This is a genomic window from Paraglaciecola chathamensis S18K6, assembly GCA_000314955.1.
GTDB classification, from domain to species: Bacteria; Pseudomonadota; Gammaproteobacteria; order Enterobacterales; family Alteromonadaceae; genus Paraglaciecola; species Paraglaciecola chathamensis.
Genome location: BAEM01000050.1, coordinates 59,873 through 74,747 on the forward strand (window position 1 = coordinate 59,873; position 14,875 = coordinate 74,747).

Annotated in this window: 11 protein-coding genes and 1 pseudogene; 6 read left to right on the plus strand and 6 right to left on the minus strand. The window is 42.7% G+C overall.

Features of this window, described 5'->3' with window-relative positions:
* Positions 1-21: 21 nt before the first annotated feature.
* The 3 genes from GCHA_RS18235 to uvrA are packed head-to-tail and all read right to left on the minus strand — an operon-like array spanning position 22 to position 3,980.
* Positions 22-735 (minus strand): 2OG-Fe(II) oxygenase, encoded by a 714-nt coding sequence (locus tag GCHA_RS18235; protein WP_007990951.1) that lies wholly within the window; start codon positions 733-735, stop codon positions 22-24.
* A complete protein-coding gene (locus GCHA_RS18240; RefSeq protein ID WP_007990952.1) occupies positions 728-1,135 on the minus strand; it encodes an acyl-CoA thioesterase in 408 nt (135 codons plus the stop codon). Before GCHA_RS18240 ends, GCHA_RS18235 begins: the two co-directional genes overlap by 8 nt.
* Positions 1,136-1,151: 16 nt before the next feature.
* Positions 1,152-3,980, minus strand: coding sequence for an excinuclease ABC subunit UvrA (gene uvrA, locus GCHA_RS18245; protein WP_007990953.1), 2,829 nt, complete (start codon positions 3,978-3,980; stop codon positions 1,152-1,154).
* Positions 3,981-4,270: 290 nt separating this feature from the next.
* On the opposite strand from uvrA, the gene GCHA_RS18250 reads away from it, so the two are divergent.
* The 6 genes from GCHA_RS18250 to GCHA_RS18270 all read left to right on the plus strand — a co-directional run bounded on the left by GCHA_RS18250 (position 4,271) and on the right by GCHA_RS18270 (position 11,485).
* The gene (locus GCHA_RS18250) at positions 4,271-5,614 is read left to right on the plus strand and encodes an MFS transporter (RefSeq protein ID WP_007990955.1); all 1,344 of its coding nucleotides are present in this window, start codon (positions 4,271-4,273) and stop codon (positions 5,612-5,614) included.
* 274 nt (positions 5,615-5,888) lie between these two features.
* Positions 5,889-6,461 (plus strand): single-stranded DNA-binding protein, encoded by a 573-nt coding sequence (gene ssb, locus GCHA_RS18255; RefSeq protein WP_007990956.1) that lies wholly within the window; start codon positions 5,889-5,891, stop codon positions 6,459-6,461.
* A 290-nt stretch (positions 6,462-6,751) separates the two neighbouring features.
* On the plus strand, positions 6,752-6,856 hold the full coding sequence (locus GCHA_RS23255; RefSeq protein WP_318249018.1) for a recombinase family protein: 105 nt from the start codon (positions 6,752-6,754) through the stop codon (positions 6,854-6,856).
* A 299-nt stretch (positions 6,857-7,155) separates the two neighbouring features.
* Positions 7,156-8,949 carry a 5-methylcytosine-specific restriction endonuclease subunit McrB gene (locus tag GCHA_RS18260; protein ID WP_007990959.1) on the plus strand — a complete coding sequence of 598 codons (1,794 nt, stop codon included), beginning with the start codon at positions 7,156-7,158 and terminating at the stop codon, positions 8,947-8,949.
* Complete coding sequence (locus tag GCHA_RS18265; protein WP_007990960.1) at positions 8,933-10,192, plus strand: 5-methylcytosine restriction system specificity protein McrC; 1,260 nt, start codon at positions 8,933-8,935, stop codon at positions 10,190-10,192. Before GCHA_RS18260 ends, GCHA_RS18265 begins: the two co-directional genes overlap by 17 nt.
* Before the next feature lie 81 nt (positions 10,193-10,273).
* A complete protein-coding gene (locus tag GCHA_RS18270) occupies positions 10,274-11,485 on the plus strand; it encodes an IS256 family transposase (protein ID WP_153810724.1) in 1,212 nt (403 codons plus the stop codon).
* Between the two features lie 36 nt (positions 11,486-11,521).
* On the opposite strand, the gene GCHA_RS18275 is transcribed toward GCHA_RS18270, so the two are convergent.
* The 3 genes and pseudogenes from GCHA_RS18275 to GCHA_RS18290 all read right to left on the minus strand — a co-directional run bounded on the left by GCHA_RS18275 (position 11,522) and on the right by GCHA_RS18290 (position 14,832).
* On the minus strand, positions 11,522-12,592 hold the full coding sequence (locus GCHA_RS18275) for a DNA cytosine methyltransferase (RefSeq protein WP_007990962.1): 1,071 nt from the start codon (positions 12,590-12,592) through the stop codon (positions 11,522-11,524).
* A gap of 4 nt (positions 12,593-12,596) precedes the next feature.
* Positions 12,597-13,235, minus strand: coding sequence for a DNA-methyltransferase (locus tag GCHA_RS18280; RefSeq protein WP_318249020.1), 639 nt, complete (start codon positions 13,233-13,235; stop codon positions 12,597-12,599).
* 471 nt (positions 13,236-13,706) lie between these two features.
* Positions 13,707-14,832 (minus strand): annotated as a pseudogene (locus tag GCHA_RS18290) (IS3 family transposase).
* Between the last annotated feature and the right edge of the window lie 43 nt (positions 14,833-14,875).

Consider the following 14,875-nt stretch of genomic DNA (forward strand, 5'->3'; position numbering starts at 1 on the left):
TCAAAGCCCTCGTGTGGCTACTCAGCGTGTGGGTTGGCCAAAGATAACGTTAGCCTGATTAAACTGTACCCATGAGGTGAGAATGTACTTATCGTTCGAGATGGGTACGTTCCCTCGGTGAGTATGGGTAAAATACGCGGGGGCGATTACCATAGTGCCTTTGCGCGGTTTGATAGATAAATCTTGATAGTAAAACTCGGTTTCTCCGCCTTCTTGCACATCATTTAAATAAAACATAAACAATAAAATACGATGTAAGGCATCTGTACTGTTGGCCTGAGGGTAAACTTCTGAATGCCAATAAGGATAACCGCCTTGTTGCTTATCGTATTTCTGTGCGTTGATATTGCCTAACCGAAATAAGTAGCCCATCAGGTTGGCTAAATTCGGTAAACCCACTTCTTTAAAGTTGTCCTGAGTCAGTTTAACCGGCTGGCCGCTTTTCGGGTGCTTAACGGTCAAACCGATAGGGCCAATAAGGGCGAAAAAATAGCTTTCGAAATAGGCTAATATTTGTTGGCTAAGTACAGGTAATAAAGCCTGATAGGGCGTTTTGAATTCTGGGTGAGTAATAATTGACACGTCGCGGCTGCGCTTTTTGTCTGGGTCGACTCCGCCACCTGTGCGCCCCGGTTGGGTATTTTTGCTTAACTCAAATTGGGTGACGAACTGATCACACAGTTCGTCACTAATAGCGTGCTCAATAACCTTAATAAAGGCTTCAGGCTTAGGCATTCACGCCCCGAGGGATGGCGTGCTCCGTTAGCTTTTCACGTATTTCATCATTGATCACCACTGACTTTTTCTCAGCGTAGTTATACTGGACCATAGTGGTCGTGCCAGTCGCACGCTTGGTGCCGTTTTGCCATAACTCTTGATAGGTATCAAATGAACTACCGCCAATACGGCTGATGTAGGTACGCACCTGAACAGGATGGCCATAATGCATTTGGTCGAGAAAATCGACTTTATAGCCGGCTAAAATCAACGGCCAATTTTGTAAATCTAATTCAGGGGTGAAAATTCTGAATATTGGCTCGCGAGCCATTTCAAACCAATCCACCAACACAGTATTACTGACGTGTGCTAAGGCATCCGTTTCACAAAATCGCACATTAAAATCTTCAATTAACATTGGTTTAGTTCCTTGTTTAAATTGATAGCAGAGGTTTAAGAAAGCGCGCAGTATGAGAAATCTCTACTTCGCAAATTTGTTCTGGGGTGCCTTGAGCGATAATTTGCCCACCGCCTGAGCCGCCTTCTGGGCCTAAGTCTATTACCCAATCAGCCGTTTTAATCACATCTAAATTATGCTCGATCACCACGACTGTGTTGCCGTGATCGCGTAGGCGATGTAACACCTGCAATAATTGTTTAATGTCGTGGAAATGCAAACCAGTAGTGGGTTCATCCAAAATATACAAGGTTTGGCCTGTGTCGCGTTTTGACAATTCTTTGGCCAGTTTCACCCGCTGGGCTTCACCCCCTGACAATGTCGTGGCCGCTTGGCCTAAACGCACATAAGACAAACCTACGTCCATCAAGGTTTGTAGTTTTCGGGCAATAGCAGGAATAACGTCGAAAAACTCTCGGGCATCTTCAACGGTTAAGTCCAGTACTTCATGAATATTTAACCCTTTGTACTGAATTTCCAAGGTTTCACGGTTGTATCGCTGGCCCTTACACACGTCACAAGGCACGTAAACATCCGGTAAAAAGTGCATCTCAACTTTTATCACGCCGTCGCCCTGACAAGCCTCACAGCGTCCGCCTTTTACGTTGAAGCTGAATCGCCCAGGTTTATAGCCACGAGAACGGGCTTCTTGCGTGCCTGCAAACAGTTCGCGTACCGGGGTGAAAATACCCGCGTAAGTCGCTGGGTTTGAACGGGGAGTACGGCCTATGGGGCTTTGGTCGATATCGACCACTTTATCGAGCATGTCCATGCCGGTACACGTTTTGTACGGCGCTGGTTCGCCGGTTGTCGCGCCGTTTAACTCGCGATGGGCTATCCGATAAAAAGTGTCATTGATTAGGGTTGATTTACCCGAACCTGATACACCGGTTACGCAGGTCATTAAACCAAACGGGATGCGCAAGTCGACATCTTGAAGGTTGTTACCTGTTGCGCCGCTCATTTCGATCCATTTATCTTGATCGATCTCAGTGCGCTTTTCAGGAATAGCGATGGCTTCACGGCCTGAGAGGTATTTACCTGTCAGGGAATGTTCGCTTTTCATGATGTCATCTATGGTGCCTTGAGCAACTATTTCGCCGCCGTGCACACCGGCCCCGGGGCCGATATCAAGCACAAAGTCAGCGGCGCGAATGGCATCTTCATCGTGCTCAACCACGATAACGGTGTTACCTAAATCGCGTAAATGCTCTAGCGTTGTCAGTAGGCGTTCGTTGTCACGCTGATGCAAACCAATAGAGGGTTCATCCAATACGTACATCACCCCAACTAACCCTGCACCAATTTGGCTGGCAAGGCGAATACGCTGAGCTTCACCGCCTGATAAGGTGTCGGCGCTGCGTGAAAGCGATAAATAATTTAAGCCAACATTGACCAAGAAGTTCAAACGGTCGTTGATCTCTTTGAAAATCTTATCGGCGATTTTTTCGCGCTTTCCAGTCAGTTCAATGTCGGTGAAAAACTGCAAAGACTCTGCAATCGACATCTCCGTGATGGTTGGCAAAGGGGTCTCGCCAATAAACACGTTGCGCGCTTCTAGGCGCAGGCGTGTGCCATTACAACTACTACAGTGCTGTTGGCTCAAATATTTAGATAATTCATCACGCACCGCGTTTGATTCGGTTTCACGATAGCGGCGTTCCATGTTCGGAATGATCCCTTCAAAGGGATGCTTGCGCTCCATAATATCGCCGCGATCATTGATGTATTTGAAGTTGATTGAGGTGCCTTTACTACCGTGCAGCACAATGTCTTTGGCTTTCTCATCAAGCTCAGCGAAAGGCGTGGTTAAATCAAACTTATAGTGATCCGCCACGGCTTGTAGCATTTGGAAGTAATAATAACTGCGTTTATCCCAGCCGCGTATCGCTCCGCCGGATAAACTGAGTTCGTCGTTACTGATAATTCTGTGCGGGTCGAAAAACTGTCTTGTGCCTAAGCCATCACAGGTTTGACAGGCGCCCGCAGGGTTATTGAACGAGAATAACCTTGGTTCAAGTTCTGCCATTGAATAGCCACAATGAGGGCAGGCGAAGTTAGATGAAAATACCACTTCTTCTTTGTGTGGATCATCCATAAAGGCAATTTTAGCCGTGCCGGCGGACAAGTTCAGCGCAGTCTCGAACGATTCAGCAAGTCGCAAAGATAAGTCTTCACGAACCTTGAAGCGGTCAACAACCACTTCGATATTGTGTTTTTTATGCAAGTCGAGTTCAGGCGGATCGGATAAATCACATACCTCGCCGTCAATTCGCGCTCGAATAAACCCTTGTGCCGCTAAGCTTTCTAGGGTTTTTACATGCTCACCTTTTCGATCTTGTACGACGGGCGCCAACAGCATCAGCTTTTCATCTGCAGGCATGGTAAGTACGCGGTCGACCATCTGGCTAATGGTTTGTGCATCGAGTGGCACATGGTGCGTCGGACAGCGCGGCTCGCCAACGCGGGCGTATAACAATCGCAGATAATCGTATATTTCTGTGATCGTGCCCACAGTAGATCGCGGGTTATGGGAGGTAGATTTCTGCTCAATGGAAATAGCCGGCGATAAGCCTTCGATGTGATCCACATCGGGCTTTTCCATCATGGATAAAAATTGCCTTGCGTAAGCAGACAGTGACTCGACATAGCGACGTTGCCCCTCGGCGTAAAGGGTGTCGAATGCCAGTGAAGACTTACCGGAGCCAGACAAGCCGGTGATCACAGTAAGTTTGTCTCGAGGAATATCTAAATCGATGTTCTTTAGATTGTGAGTGCGCGCGCCACGTACAGCTATCTTATCCATTATTGACCAAAGTCGTCCCCAAAAGAGTGAGTATTACATACTTGATATAAGAGCTCTATGCGGATGAACAATTATACTTTCAATACCCAAAGTGATAATGACAGCAAGATACGATTAACGGCTTGAATTAGATCGTCGATGAAATTTGTAAGTTGATGTTTTAAACACAGGTATATCATTGCATTTATGGAGTTTTCCCCCATGTTTGCTGCAATCTTGCTGTCGTTTAGCGCGATATTTTTGTGTTAAACTTCGCTCCCTTAATAACCTCAAACTGATTAGTTACTCATTTGAATAGAACAGAAATTCGCGCTTCTTTGGCTTTGGCCGCCGTTTACGTCCTGCGTATGCTGGGCTTGTTTATGGTGATGCCGGTTCTGGCCATTCTAGCAGTACAGTACCCAGATTATTCAGCGTTAATGCTCGGCCTTGCGATCGGTGGTTACGGCTTGACTCAAGCCATTTTGCAAATTCCCATGGGCGTATTGTCAGACAAAATTGGCCGCAAGCCCGTCATTGTAGGCGGTTTACTAATGTTCGCTATTGGCAGCGGTGTTGCCGCCACAGCTGATAACATGTTGTGGATAGTGATAGGCCGGTTCTTGCAAGGGGCTGGGGCGATAGCTGGCGCGATTATGGCATTAGCTGGCGATGTAAGCCGTGAACAGCAACGCCCGAAAGTGATGGCGATTATTGGTATTGCCATTGGGTTTTCATTCTACATAGCGTTATTAATTGGCCCGGTAATTGCGGATAATTACGGCCTGCACGGTATTTTTTCGATTACCGGTATTCTTGCGATTTTGTGTATTCCTTTGGTGATATGGGTGGTGCCCAGCGCCATAAATTACGCCCCTAAAGGGGATACATTACCTGTACTAACCGACGTGAAAACCCTGTTTTTCGACCCGCAGTTACGCCGTTTGAACATCAGCGTGATGTTATTGCACATGATGATCACGGTCCTGTTTGTGCAAATGCCTATTTTGCTCAGTGCACTAGGCTGGGAATTAGATCGCCACTGGCAATTGTATTTGCCCATTCTGGCAGCTTCAGTGGTGGGGTTAGTTATATTGATGATGTTAACCAGAACCATGAGCCAGTCCGCGGTTATTCGTTTATGTATATTGCTTCTGGGCGCAGCGCTGCTTGGTCTGCACTTTGAGCACGGCACTGTGCTGGCGGTCATGGTGTTTGGTTGGTTGTTTTTCGCAGGGTTTAACTTTTTAGAGGCGAGCTTTCCGGCTATGGTGTCAAGCATTGCTCCTGCCGGTAAAAAGGGCTCCGCCATGGGAATTTACGCTAGCTTTCAGTTTCTTGGGGCGTTTTTAGGTGGCACCTTATCTGGCTTAGCCAGTCAGTATATTGGCCCTCAATGGGTGTTTGTCATCGCAGGTGGTGCCTGCGGTATTTGGTGGCTTGGCTTACGCAAGCTTGGCACAAGTGAGCGCTTAAAGCGCTATACCCTCAAGCCTGATTTTACTCGTTACTCGGCGCAAACCATTGGCGAGCAGCTTGCCACCCTAGAGGGCGTAGTGGATGTCACAGTCGTGCCAGACGAAGGTGTGGTGTACATAAAAGCCCACGGCAAAGAGTTTGAGATAGATAAGGCACACGTTTTGGTCAATGGCTGATTTGTTTTTTAAACGAATCAAGGGCAAATTTCTGAGAAACAATTGGCTAAATCGCGTTATAATAATCGGTACAGTGAAAAGCATTTTTGTCATAGCTAAGGGGAAGTTTTCGCACTCAGTTGTGATGTGAGATACTTATTGACCGGCAGCAAAACTGCATTTATATATTCACTAACGAATTGAGAAAAATAGACAAATCCAGTAAGAAGCCAGCATATTATCTAAACGTAATCGATTAGAACGCTGCGCTTTAGGACTGAAAATAGGAGTTAAAATGGCGAGTAAAGGCGTAAATAAAGTCATCTTGGTGGGCAATTTAGGACAAGATCCTGAAGTACGTTATATGCCAAATGGTAACGCGGTAGCGAATTTAAGCATCGCGACCAGCGAAAGCTGGAAAGACCAACAAGGGCAAATGCAAGAGCGCACCGAATGGCATCGCCTAACTATGTATCGCCGTTTAGCTGAAGTGGCGGGTGAATACTTGCGTAAAGGCTCGCAAATTTACGTTGAAGGTAAATTGCAAACCCGTAAATGGCAAGATCAACAAGGGCAAGACAGATACACCACTGAAGTGATTGTAGATCAGATGCAAATGTTAGGTGGTAAAGGTGGCGGTCAATCTGAAGGCGGCTTCCAAGGGCAGCAGCGTCAACAACCTCAGCAGCGCCCTAATCAAGGCCAACAACCGGCTTACCAGCAACAGCCTAACCAAGGTTATAATCAGCAGCCTGCTCAAGGTGGCCAAGCTAATCAAGGTTTCAATCAAGCGCCACAAGGCGGTCAAAATAAGCCAGCACCCATGGCCGAACCTGACTTCGATTTCGATGATGATATTCCGTTCTAAATGATATAAAAGTCTTAATGTTAAGTTATTTAAAGCCCTGTTTTTGCAGGGTTTTTTGTTTTTAAGTAGACATTATTTACCTAGCTGTGTCATATTCGTTTAAATTAAATGCTAGGTATTTGAATAGGATTAGTGCGGTGAGCCGAATAAAGGTCTATAAGTTGGCATCAATCGGCTAGCGAGCATCATTTAACGGAATTATTAGATTCTTTTAAATCAGAACTGGTTCAGTTTATCAGTCTCAATGAAAATATTGATACAACTACAGCAGTGGTGAATTAGCGTTTCATATGATTGGGTCGATAGCGCAATTTGAACGTAGATTAATATATGAAAGAGCCAAATCAGGGTTACAAGCCGTTAGAGCTAGAGGTCGCGAAGTTGATAGAAAGTAAAAGCTGTTATCTGACAATATCAAAAAAGTACAAGCCATGTTATTCGAGTCTATGATGACCAAAGCTGAAGTGAATAAGCATTTTGAAGTCGTAGGCCAACATTAAACAAAGCGCTTGGTCAAAGGTGTGGATAGCAATCTCACATTTCCCCATGCAGTATTCTGCCTTACTATTTACAAAAAGTTTGTTTAACAACGTGATAAATTGATATTTTACAGGTACTAATAGGCGAAAGTACTATACGATAGTTTAACTGTTTACTATTTTGCGCAGGAGCGCGCCAATCATAGGGTAATGCTTTGAATAAAAAAATATCGCCACGTCTGAACATTAAATCTTCCCTAGCAAAGCACCTCGATGCACTATTAACCGCATACGTCCTGTGGGTAATCAATGACAGGCCTTATCGTCTTGCATATGCTGAAGAGCAACTGGAAAATGGAAAGCGTGCATTGTTCTTCACTGATGAGGAGGTTGCTGGCTTAAACTCATTCTTCAATTCGACTGATATCACCCAAGCATCTTCAAACAAAAATCCATTATTGAATACACAAATCGAACCTTTGCAGGTTGGCTGCATCAACATGTATAAAGCCTTCAATTTAGAATTTCAAGATAAAGCTAAGCCCGAGTCGTGCGAACGCACGGGCGGTGAAAGATTCTTAAAAGAACTTGTATACACAAGCGCAATAGATTTGCTTGATGGTTTTCTAATTGAAAAATTGCAGTCATTTAAGGGGTTTGTCAAACCAGTTTTTTTGAATGGAGATTTAGATTTAGAATCGGATTTCGCCAAAAACTTAGGCAAGTTATTAACGTTTTTAGTGGAGCAGACACGGTTTAACGATAATCAACAAAAACAGCATGACTTTTTAAGAGATGCGGTCGATATTGGTGATTTCCATGAAAATGGCCCCTCACGAATAATTAAACCATTCATCAAAAGCGGGCTGCATGATTTCGTCAAGTTTAACAAAGATGAAAAACAATATGCGTGTGTGAACGACAACGATTTCGCTAATTATCGCCAAAGAGCTGATTTTTTTGCTGCTATTTTTTCCCCTAACTACACTACTGATGATGAAAGTGTTGAAGTTCCCGTCGTTAAAGATAGAGAAGCAAAATACGAGCTAGACACAACGGATGTGCCGTTAAACCTTTTACTCAAAGGAGTCCCAGGAACTGGAAAATCAAGAGCAATAGATAATATTATAGACAAAAACTTCGATCTCGGACGCGTTATTAATGATGCGGCCGGTACACCAATAAACAGAGTCCTTAGAGTAAATGTCCACTCAGCCAGTACAAATAGTTCATTAATGCAAGGCATTAGTGTTACCACTGGAAGTAAAAACGAAATACTTTACGATGAAAAAATAGGATTGGTACTCAATTTCGTTTTGTTGGCAACGCAGCATCCAACTTCTCGATTCGCACTTGTACTGGAAGAAATTCAAGAAAATAGCCTAAATGCCTTAATCGGCGACCTAATCTATCTGGTTGAAAAGTCAAAAAGAACGTTTAATTACACGATCGATTCAGCAAAGCCTGTATTCGACGAGATTTACCGGCTCACCATAGATGGAACGGCCAAGCACTTCGTTACAATTCCAACTCTTATAAACGGTTCTAACGTTGAGAAAAGATTGATCATGCCCGGCAATCTACACCTATTTTGCACATCTAATTACCGCGATGATCAAAAGATTATTGAGGATAACTTATTGAGAAGAATTGATGTTGTGGAGCTATATCCAAAGCATGATGTGATTAAACAGGCCGAAGTGGCTGAATTTTTGAAGTCATTAAACGATGCCATTCTAAATGATATTAACGAACTTCAGCCCGACAGACTCTTAATTGGTCATGCAAACTGGATTGATGTCGATGATACTGCTTCGTTTTACAGAGCACTTTTAAAAGTCGTAGTGGAGTTTAAAGACATAAAAGATATTGAGTATAACCAAATGGCGAAAGTGCTATCAGGAGCAAAAATGCCATTTGGCATTGATTTAAGCCAGTTCGATAATTACATGACACTGGTTGAACATATTCAAAAAGAAAGCGGATATTCGTTTGTTTCAAGCCAATGAAGTTTATAGCGAAGACCTAACCATTGTTATCAATGAAACCGATAACATATTCGTGAAATTCGCAAATTTAAATATAGATGTAACGACTGTTAAAAACCAGTTGTCGATAATTGGGGCAAAAGCAAATAACAATAAGATTGGTTACATGAGAGTGAAAACCAATGCTGGAATTGTCAAAGTGATTATTTGTCCGAAGATATTTGCATACGACACCGCAAAGTTTTTAGAATTCTTAAAAGAATCACTCCGCGTCATAGCGAAATACAGGAATAAGGCAGGGCTATTTCGTATAGACGATTCACTCCTTAACTTGGCATTGTTGAATCAAAGTTATGAAACTAAACATAGTTTTGATGCGATGTTGGAACTAAAGTTTTTAGCAGCTCTAAACGAAATTGCATCTTTTTTTAGAAAATTTTCAACTCTGCGAAAACGCAAGAGCCCTTATATTTCAAACTCGGTCGAGTTTGAAATAGAGATAGGTTCATCCGTTGTAGATCCTAACAAAAGCAATATTCACCAACTCAAAAGAAATGATAGGTTCGACGTACGTTTAGCAGGAATTGCTCAAGCGGTAATATCTACATTTTTGAAACACAATAAACTTTTTTTATCTGATAGAACAATCGGCATTGCGAGAGGGCTGCAAAGCCAAATTAAGAGGAAATTTAACACTACTGGTTTTGGAGCAAAATCAGATGATGTGACATTGACTAGAAATAAGGGGCTGTTCAAGAGTCACTCCACAAGAAACTTGCAAAATAATTTACTAGCTTTGCTCTCAAGCGAAGATTTTTTTGATACTAGAGTCGGAGAAACTACGAACAGTCAGTATCTATCTACGTCCTCCTTTTTTTTTGAAGCCAATATTTTCTTTGAGTACTTGGTTTATGATCAATTACTTAGCGACTTTGATGAGAAAGACATAGTCATAAAGCCAACTGCCTATCAAGATCTATTTTCGTGTTGCAATATGCAGATGGATAGCTTTAAAGTAACACCTGAATTTTTATTGAAAAGCATCGGTTGCGTAGTTGACGTAAAGTGGAAAATTTTGTCTGAACTTGGCGCAAGTTTTAATTATGACGTACTGAAGTTAAAACGAGATGCGGAACTACACTTGGTTCAAAATGCAATGCTGATATACCCGCATGTGGCAAATAACATTCTTAATAAAGCGCCATATAAGCTAGGTGGCGGAGATAATATAAATATACATATCAAAGAGACTCCGCCACTGTAGAGTCTTTTGAGACTGTAACTAATTTTGTGTAACTGCCTATCTCAATTTACTCTATAGAGAGTTAAGGACAGGCAGATGAACATGAACAAAAAAGAACTTGAAGCTTTCGCAAAGGAAGCAGCCAAGGGAATTAAAACACCTGAGGACTTAAACGAATTCAGCCAGATGTTGAAGAAAATTACCGTTGAAGCGGCATTAAACGCAGAAATGGATGAACATCTTGGCTATGAGAAACACAGAAAGTCCACTTCATCAAACAGTCGCAACGGTAAGAGCAGCAAGCGAGTTAAAACTGAAGATGGTGAGTTTGAACTCGACACACCACGCGACCGTGACGGCTCCTTTGAACCCAAGCTCGTCAAAAAGCATCAATCCCGCTTTACGTCCATGGACGATAAAATTCTCTGGCTTTATGCGCAAGGCATGAGTACCCGCGAAATCGTTGCTGCATTTGATGAATGGTACGGTGCTGAGATATCGCCGACACTGGTTTCTCGTGTCACCAATGCTGTAATAGAGCAAGTTGTAGAGTGGCAATCACGCCCGCTGGATGCCGTTTACCCGATTGTTTATATCGATTGTATCGTGGTGAAAGTACGTCAGGATAAGCGCATCATCAATAAATTCATCTTCTTAGCGCTAGGTATTAACCTGGATGGCCAAAAAGAATTAATGGGCATGTGGATTGCCGAGAACGAAGGCGCTAAGTTCTGGTTAAACGTGCTGACCGAGCTGCAACAACGTGGTGTCGAAGATATCCTCATCGCTTGTGTCGATGGCCTGAAAGGCTTTCCTGATGCGATTAATGCTGTGTTCCCAAAAACGCATATCCAGCTGTGTATCGTACACATGGTGCGTAACTCACTGAAATACGTGTCATGGAAGGACTACAAAGCCGTTACAGCAGATTTGAAGCGCGTGTACCGCTCAGCAACAGAAGATGAGGCACTGCTTGAGCTGGAACGGTTTGCAGAAACATGGGATGGCCAGTACCCTCAAATTGCCAAATCATGGCGTACGCACTGGCATAACCTCAACACCCTGTTTAATTACCCTGAAGACATCCGCAAGGCGATTTACACAACCAACGCCATCGAGTCATTGAACAGCGTTATCCGCAAGGCCATCAAGAAACGGAAGATCTTCCCCAGTGATGATTCAGCCAGAAAAATGGTGTATTTAGCAATAAAAGACGCCAGTAAAAAGTGGTCGATGCCGATTCACAACTGGCGCCAGGCGATGAGTCGTTTTATTATTGAGTTCGAGGAACGCCTCGAACAGCATATTAAATAATGGCAGTTACACAGAATCTGTTACAGGCTCAGTCTTTTAAGCCATCTTTAACAGGCTTTTCATTAACTGTTTTCCTACAGCTTCCGCTAAAAGAGGTGGTACAGCATTCCCTACTTGCAACATTTGAGTAGATTTACCGCCTGGGAATCTAAATGAGTCAGGAAACGACTGTATTCTTGCTGCCTCTCGCACAGTGAGACATCTATCCTGTCGTGGTAGAGTAAACATTCCTGACGAGGGAGTGTCAAATCGCGTAGTGATTGTTCTTGCTATTCCATTGGCTGGTAATCGACACCAAGTGCCGCTAAAGGTAGACTTAGTCAGATGCTCAGGTGGTAGATCCGTTCTTCCTCCATCTTCAGGAATAAGCTTGAGACGTTCTAGAACGAGCGGCGAGTGTTTAGTGGAGACATGGTTGAGCACCTTGCTTACTGTTCCTCTCATTTTAACTTGATAATCTGATACAGGAGCCGTCCGATAGCCAGCTGATTTGCTACCTTCTCCAGACTTCAAGATTGGCAAATCTGAAATAGCATCGTTGATAGTTACTTTTTTGCCAAATTCAGTTGGCCACGTAAATGTCGCGTTTTCGGTTCTTAGGCCGACGATAAAAGCCCGTTTTCTATTTTGTGGTACACCATAATCACTCGCATTTAGAACCCGCTCAAATAATGAATATCCAAGCCCCTGCAGTTTTTCGATAATTTCATTTAAGAAGAAACCACCTTCGTTGGTCAACAGCCCAGGTACGTTCTCTATCACAAACGCAATTGGGTTTATTACTTCCACACATTCTATATACTTCAGAAACAGAAAGTTTCTTTCGTCATTCAGCCCGATGCGCTTGCCTTTTTGAGAAAAACCTTGGCATGGCGGACCACCAATTATGATGGTTTTATCGCCGTTTAAATTTCCAAAAACAGACTTAATATTTACTGTATTGATATCTTCATTAATAATTTTCGAATGAGGGAAGTTTTCTTCGTATCCTTTCGCAATTGATGAGTTAAATTCAACTGCATATTTGCTAATGAATCCTGCTTTTTCAAAACCATACGAAAGCCCACCGACACCACTAAATAAATCTACAGTTTCAAAGCTTGTCATCATTTTATCCTAGTCGTTTTTGGGTAATTGACAGGTATTCTTCATTTAAGTCAAAACCAACATAATTTCGTCCTAAATTTTTAGCTGCTAATAAGCTTGTTCCGCTACCACAGAATGGGTCGCACACCACATCACCCTTGTTAGATAAAAGAGATACCAAGTGAGACATCAGTTTTAAAGGTTTTTGAGTTGGGTGCTTTCCGAAGGCTTTCTCGGACTTAGGAGTTAGACCTGTCTCGAAATAATCGTGAATAGCTTTGCCATCATTGTTGAAGGTGCCACTTGGTTTGCCTTTGGTAAAATATAACCAAGACTCGGTTGAGTTGATGAACGTTAAATTCATATTGCGCGGCATAGGATTCTTCTTATGCCATATGCCAGTTGTTTTATAGTAAAAACCAGCCTTTTCGAAAATTTTCTTTAATGTCTGAACCTTTATGATGGCCATAAAAACAACAACTGCACCACCAGTTTTAACTTTTTCAAACAACTCCTCGGCCAGTTCAAGCATGTGCTGCTCCCATACATCTTCATCTACATTATCCCAATCACAAATTGAAAAATGATTTTCTCTTAACCTGTGAACACCCGAGCCGCGTGACTTCATGTGTCCTCCGATATTATACGGGGGATCAGTTAGCACAAGATCTAAACTTTCACTCTTGACCTTTTTAAGTCCGTTCAGACAATCAATGCATTCCAAATATGATTTCAAATTACTACCCTTATTTATCCATTTATTAATTGTCTTTGTGATTCTGTATATTTTTCAAAATTTTATCGTTTACTACAGTCTTTATAAGGCCTTGGTCGATAAACCAACTGGTAACAATAGCGCGAACAACTTCAGATTCTGAGTCTCCCAACTCACCTTTTAGTGTATGTATCAATTCGACCTGTTTGTCTGAAAATGATACTTGAATCTTTTTAGGCATTATAAATCGCTCTCGACCAAAGTATTCTTATTGGATTGCAATTAGACTACTAATGGATTGTTGTAATTGCAAGACACATTTCGATATGGTTTAAAATTAACAGGAATTAATTTGGTATTCTGTTTTCAACCGAAAAGGATTCTGACACTGGTGTGATCTTCCCCCAGTTTCGTAGACACTTAACTTGCCTGTGAATATGTATTTTCATATTCATCTGGAGATACATGACCAAGATGGCTGTGTAGTCGAGTTCGATTGTAAAACACTTCTATGTAGTCAAACAAATCTGCCTTAGCTTCACTTCGGGTCGCGTACACTTTTCGCTTTACACGTTCAGTCTTGAGCGAATGAAAAAAGCTTTCTGCAACAGCATTATCCAGACAATGACCTCTGCGACTCATGCTTGGTATCAAGTTATGGGCGGCTAAAAAATCTAAATAGTCACCACTGGCATATTGGCTTCCTTGATCGCTATGAACAATCACCTGCGTTGTTTCCGGCCGCCGCCAAACAGCCATCAGCAATGCTTTAATCACAATATCTGATGTCATTGTCTGTTGTATTGACCAGCCAATTACTTTGCGTGAGAACAAGTCCAATACGACAGCCAGATATAGCCATCCCTCATTTGTCTTAATGTAAGTAATATCTGATACCCACGCGGTATCAGGCTCGCACACAACAAATTGTTGTTGTAAATGATTATCAGCGGCAATATGAGACGCAGACGACTTAAAATAACGCCGTTTATAGCCAATATTAGCTTTGAGCTTGGCCTGCTTCATCAGCTTGGCTACACGGTTTTAACCGAACGTCGCAGCTCATGTGTGATGCGTGGACTGCCATAAACACCACCACTTTGTGCGTAACTGGCTTTAATCTGTTTAAGCAATCGCACGTTGGCTTTTTCTGCATTAGATAGAGGCTCTTTCAACCAAGCGTAAAAGCCACTGCGGTGAACATTTAGTACCCTGCACATGGTGTTAACGCAATAAACATTGAGTCGTGATTTTATGAACGTGTACTTTTCTTTGACTCGCTTGCAAAGTACACGGCGGCCTCCTTTAGGATGTTGCGCTCTTCCGTTACTCGCTTTAACTCAGCTTTAAGCTTGCGTATTTCTTCTTGCTCTGTGGATTGACTGAGAGGCGCTTTCGCCTTACAAATCCAGTAATAAAGTGACTTATCCGATATACCTAATCGCTTAGCAACATCAGGCACTGAATGACCTTTTTCGATTACTTGGCGCACGGTCTCTTGTTTGAATTCGTCTGGATATTTTTTATTCTGGGTTTGGACAGTAATACTTACAAAAATAACAATATATCGTCGGTAAGCAGTAGAAATG

Coding starts and splice junctions, on each gene's coding strand:
- GCHA_RS23255 (WP_318249018.1), top strand. CDS start 6,752: ATGATTGGGTCGATAGCGCAATTTGAACGTAGATTAATATATGAAAGA.
- GCHA_RS18270 (WP_153810724.1), top strand. CDS start 10,274: ATGAACAAAAAAGAACTTGAAGCTTTCGCAAAGGAAGCAGCCAAGGGA.
- GCHA_RS18235 (WP_007990951.1), bottom strand. CDS start 735: ATGCCTAAGCCTGAAGCCTTTATTAAGGTTATTGAGCACGCTATTAGT.
- GCHA_RS18240 (WP_007990952.1), bottom strand. CDS start 1,135: ATGTTAATTGAAGATTTTAATGTGCGATTTTGTGAAACGGATGCCTTA.
- GCHA_RS18275 (WP_007990962.1), bottom strand. CDS start 12,592: ATGACAAGCTTTGAAACTGTAGATTTATTTAGTGGTGTCGGTGGGCTT.
- ssb (WP_007990956.1), top strand. CDS start 5,889: ATGGCGAGTAAAGGCGTAAATAAAGTCATCTTGGTGGGCAATTTAGGA.
- uvrA (WP_007990953.1), bottom strand. CDS start 3,980: ATGGATAAGATAGCTGTACGTGGCGCGCGCACTCACAATCTAAAGAAC.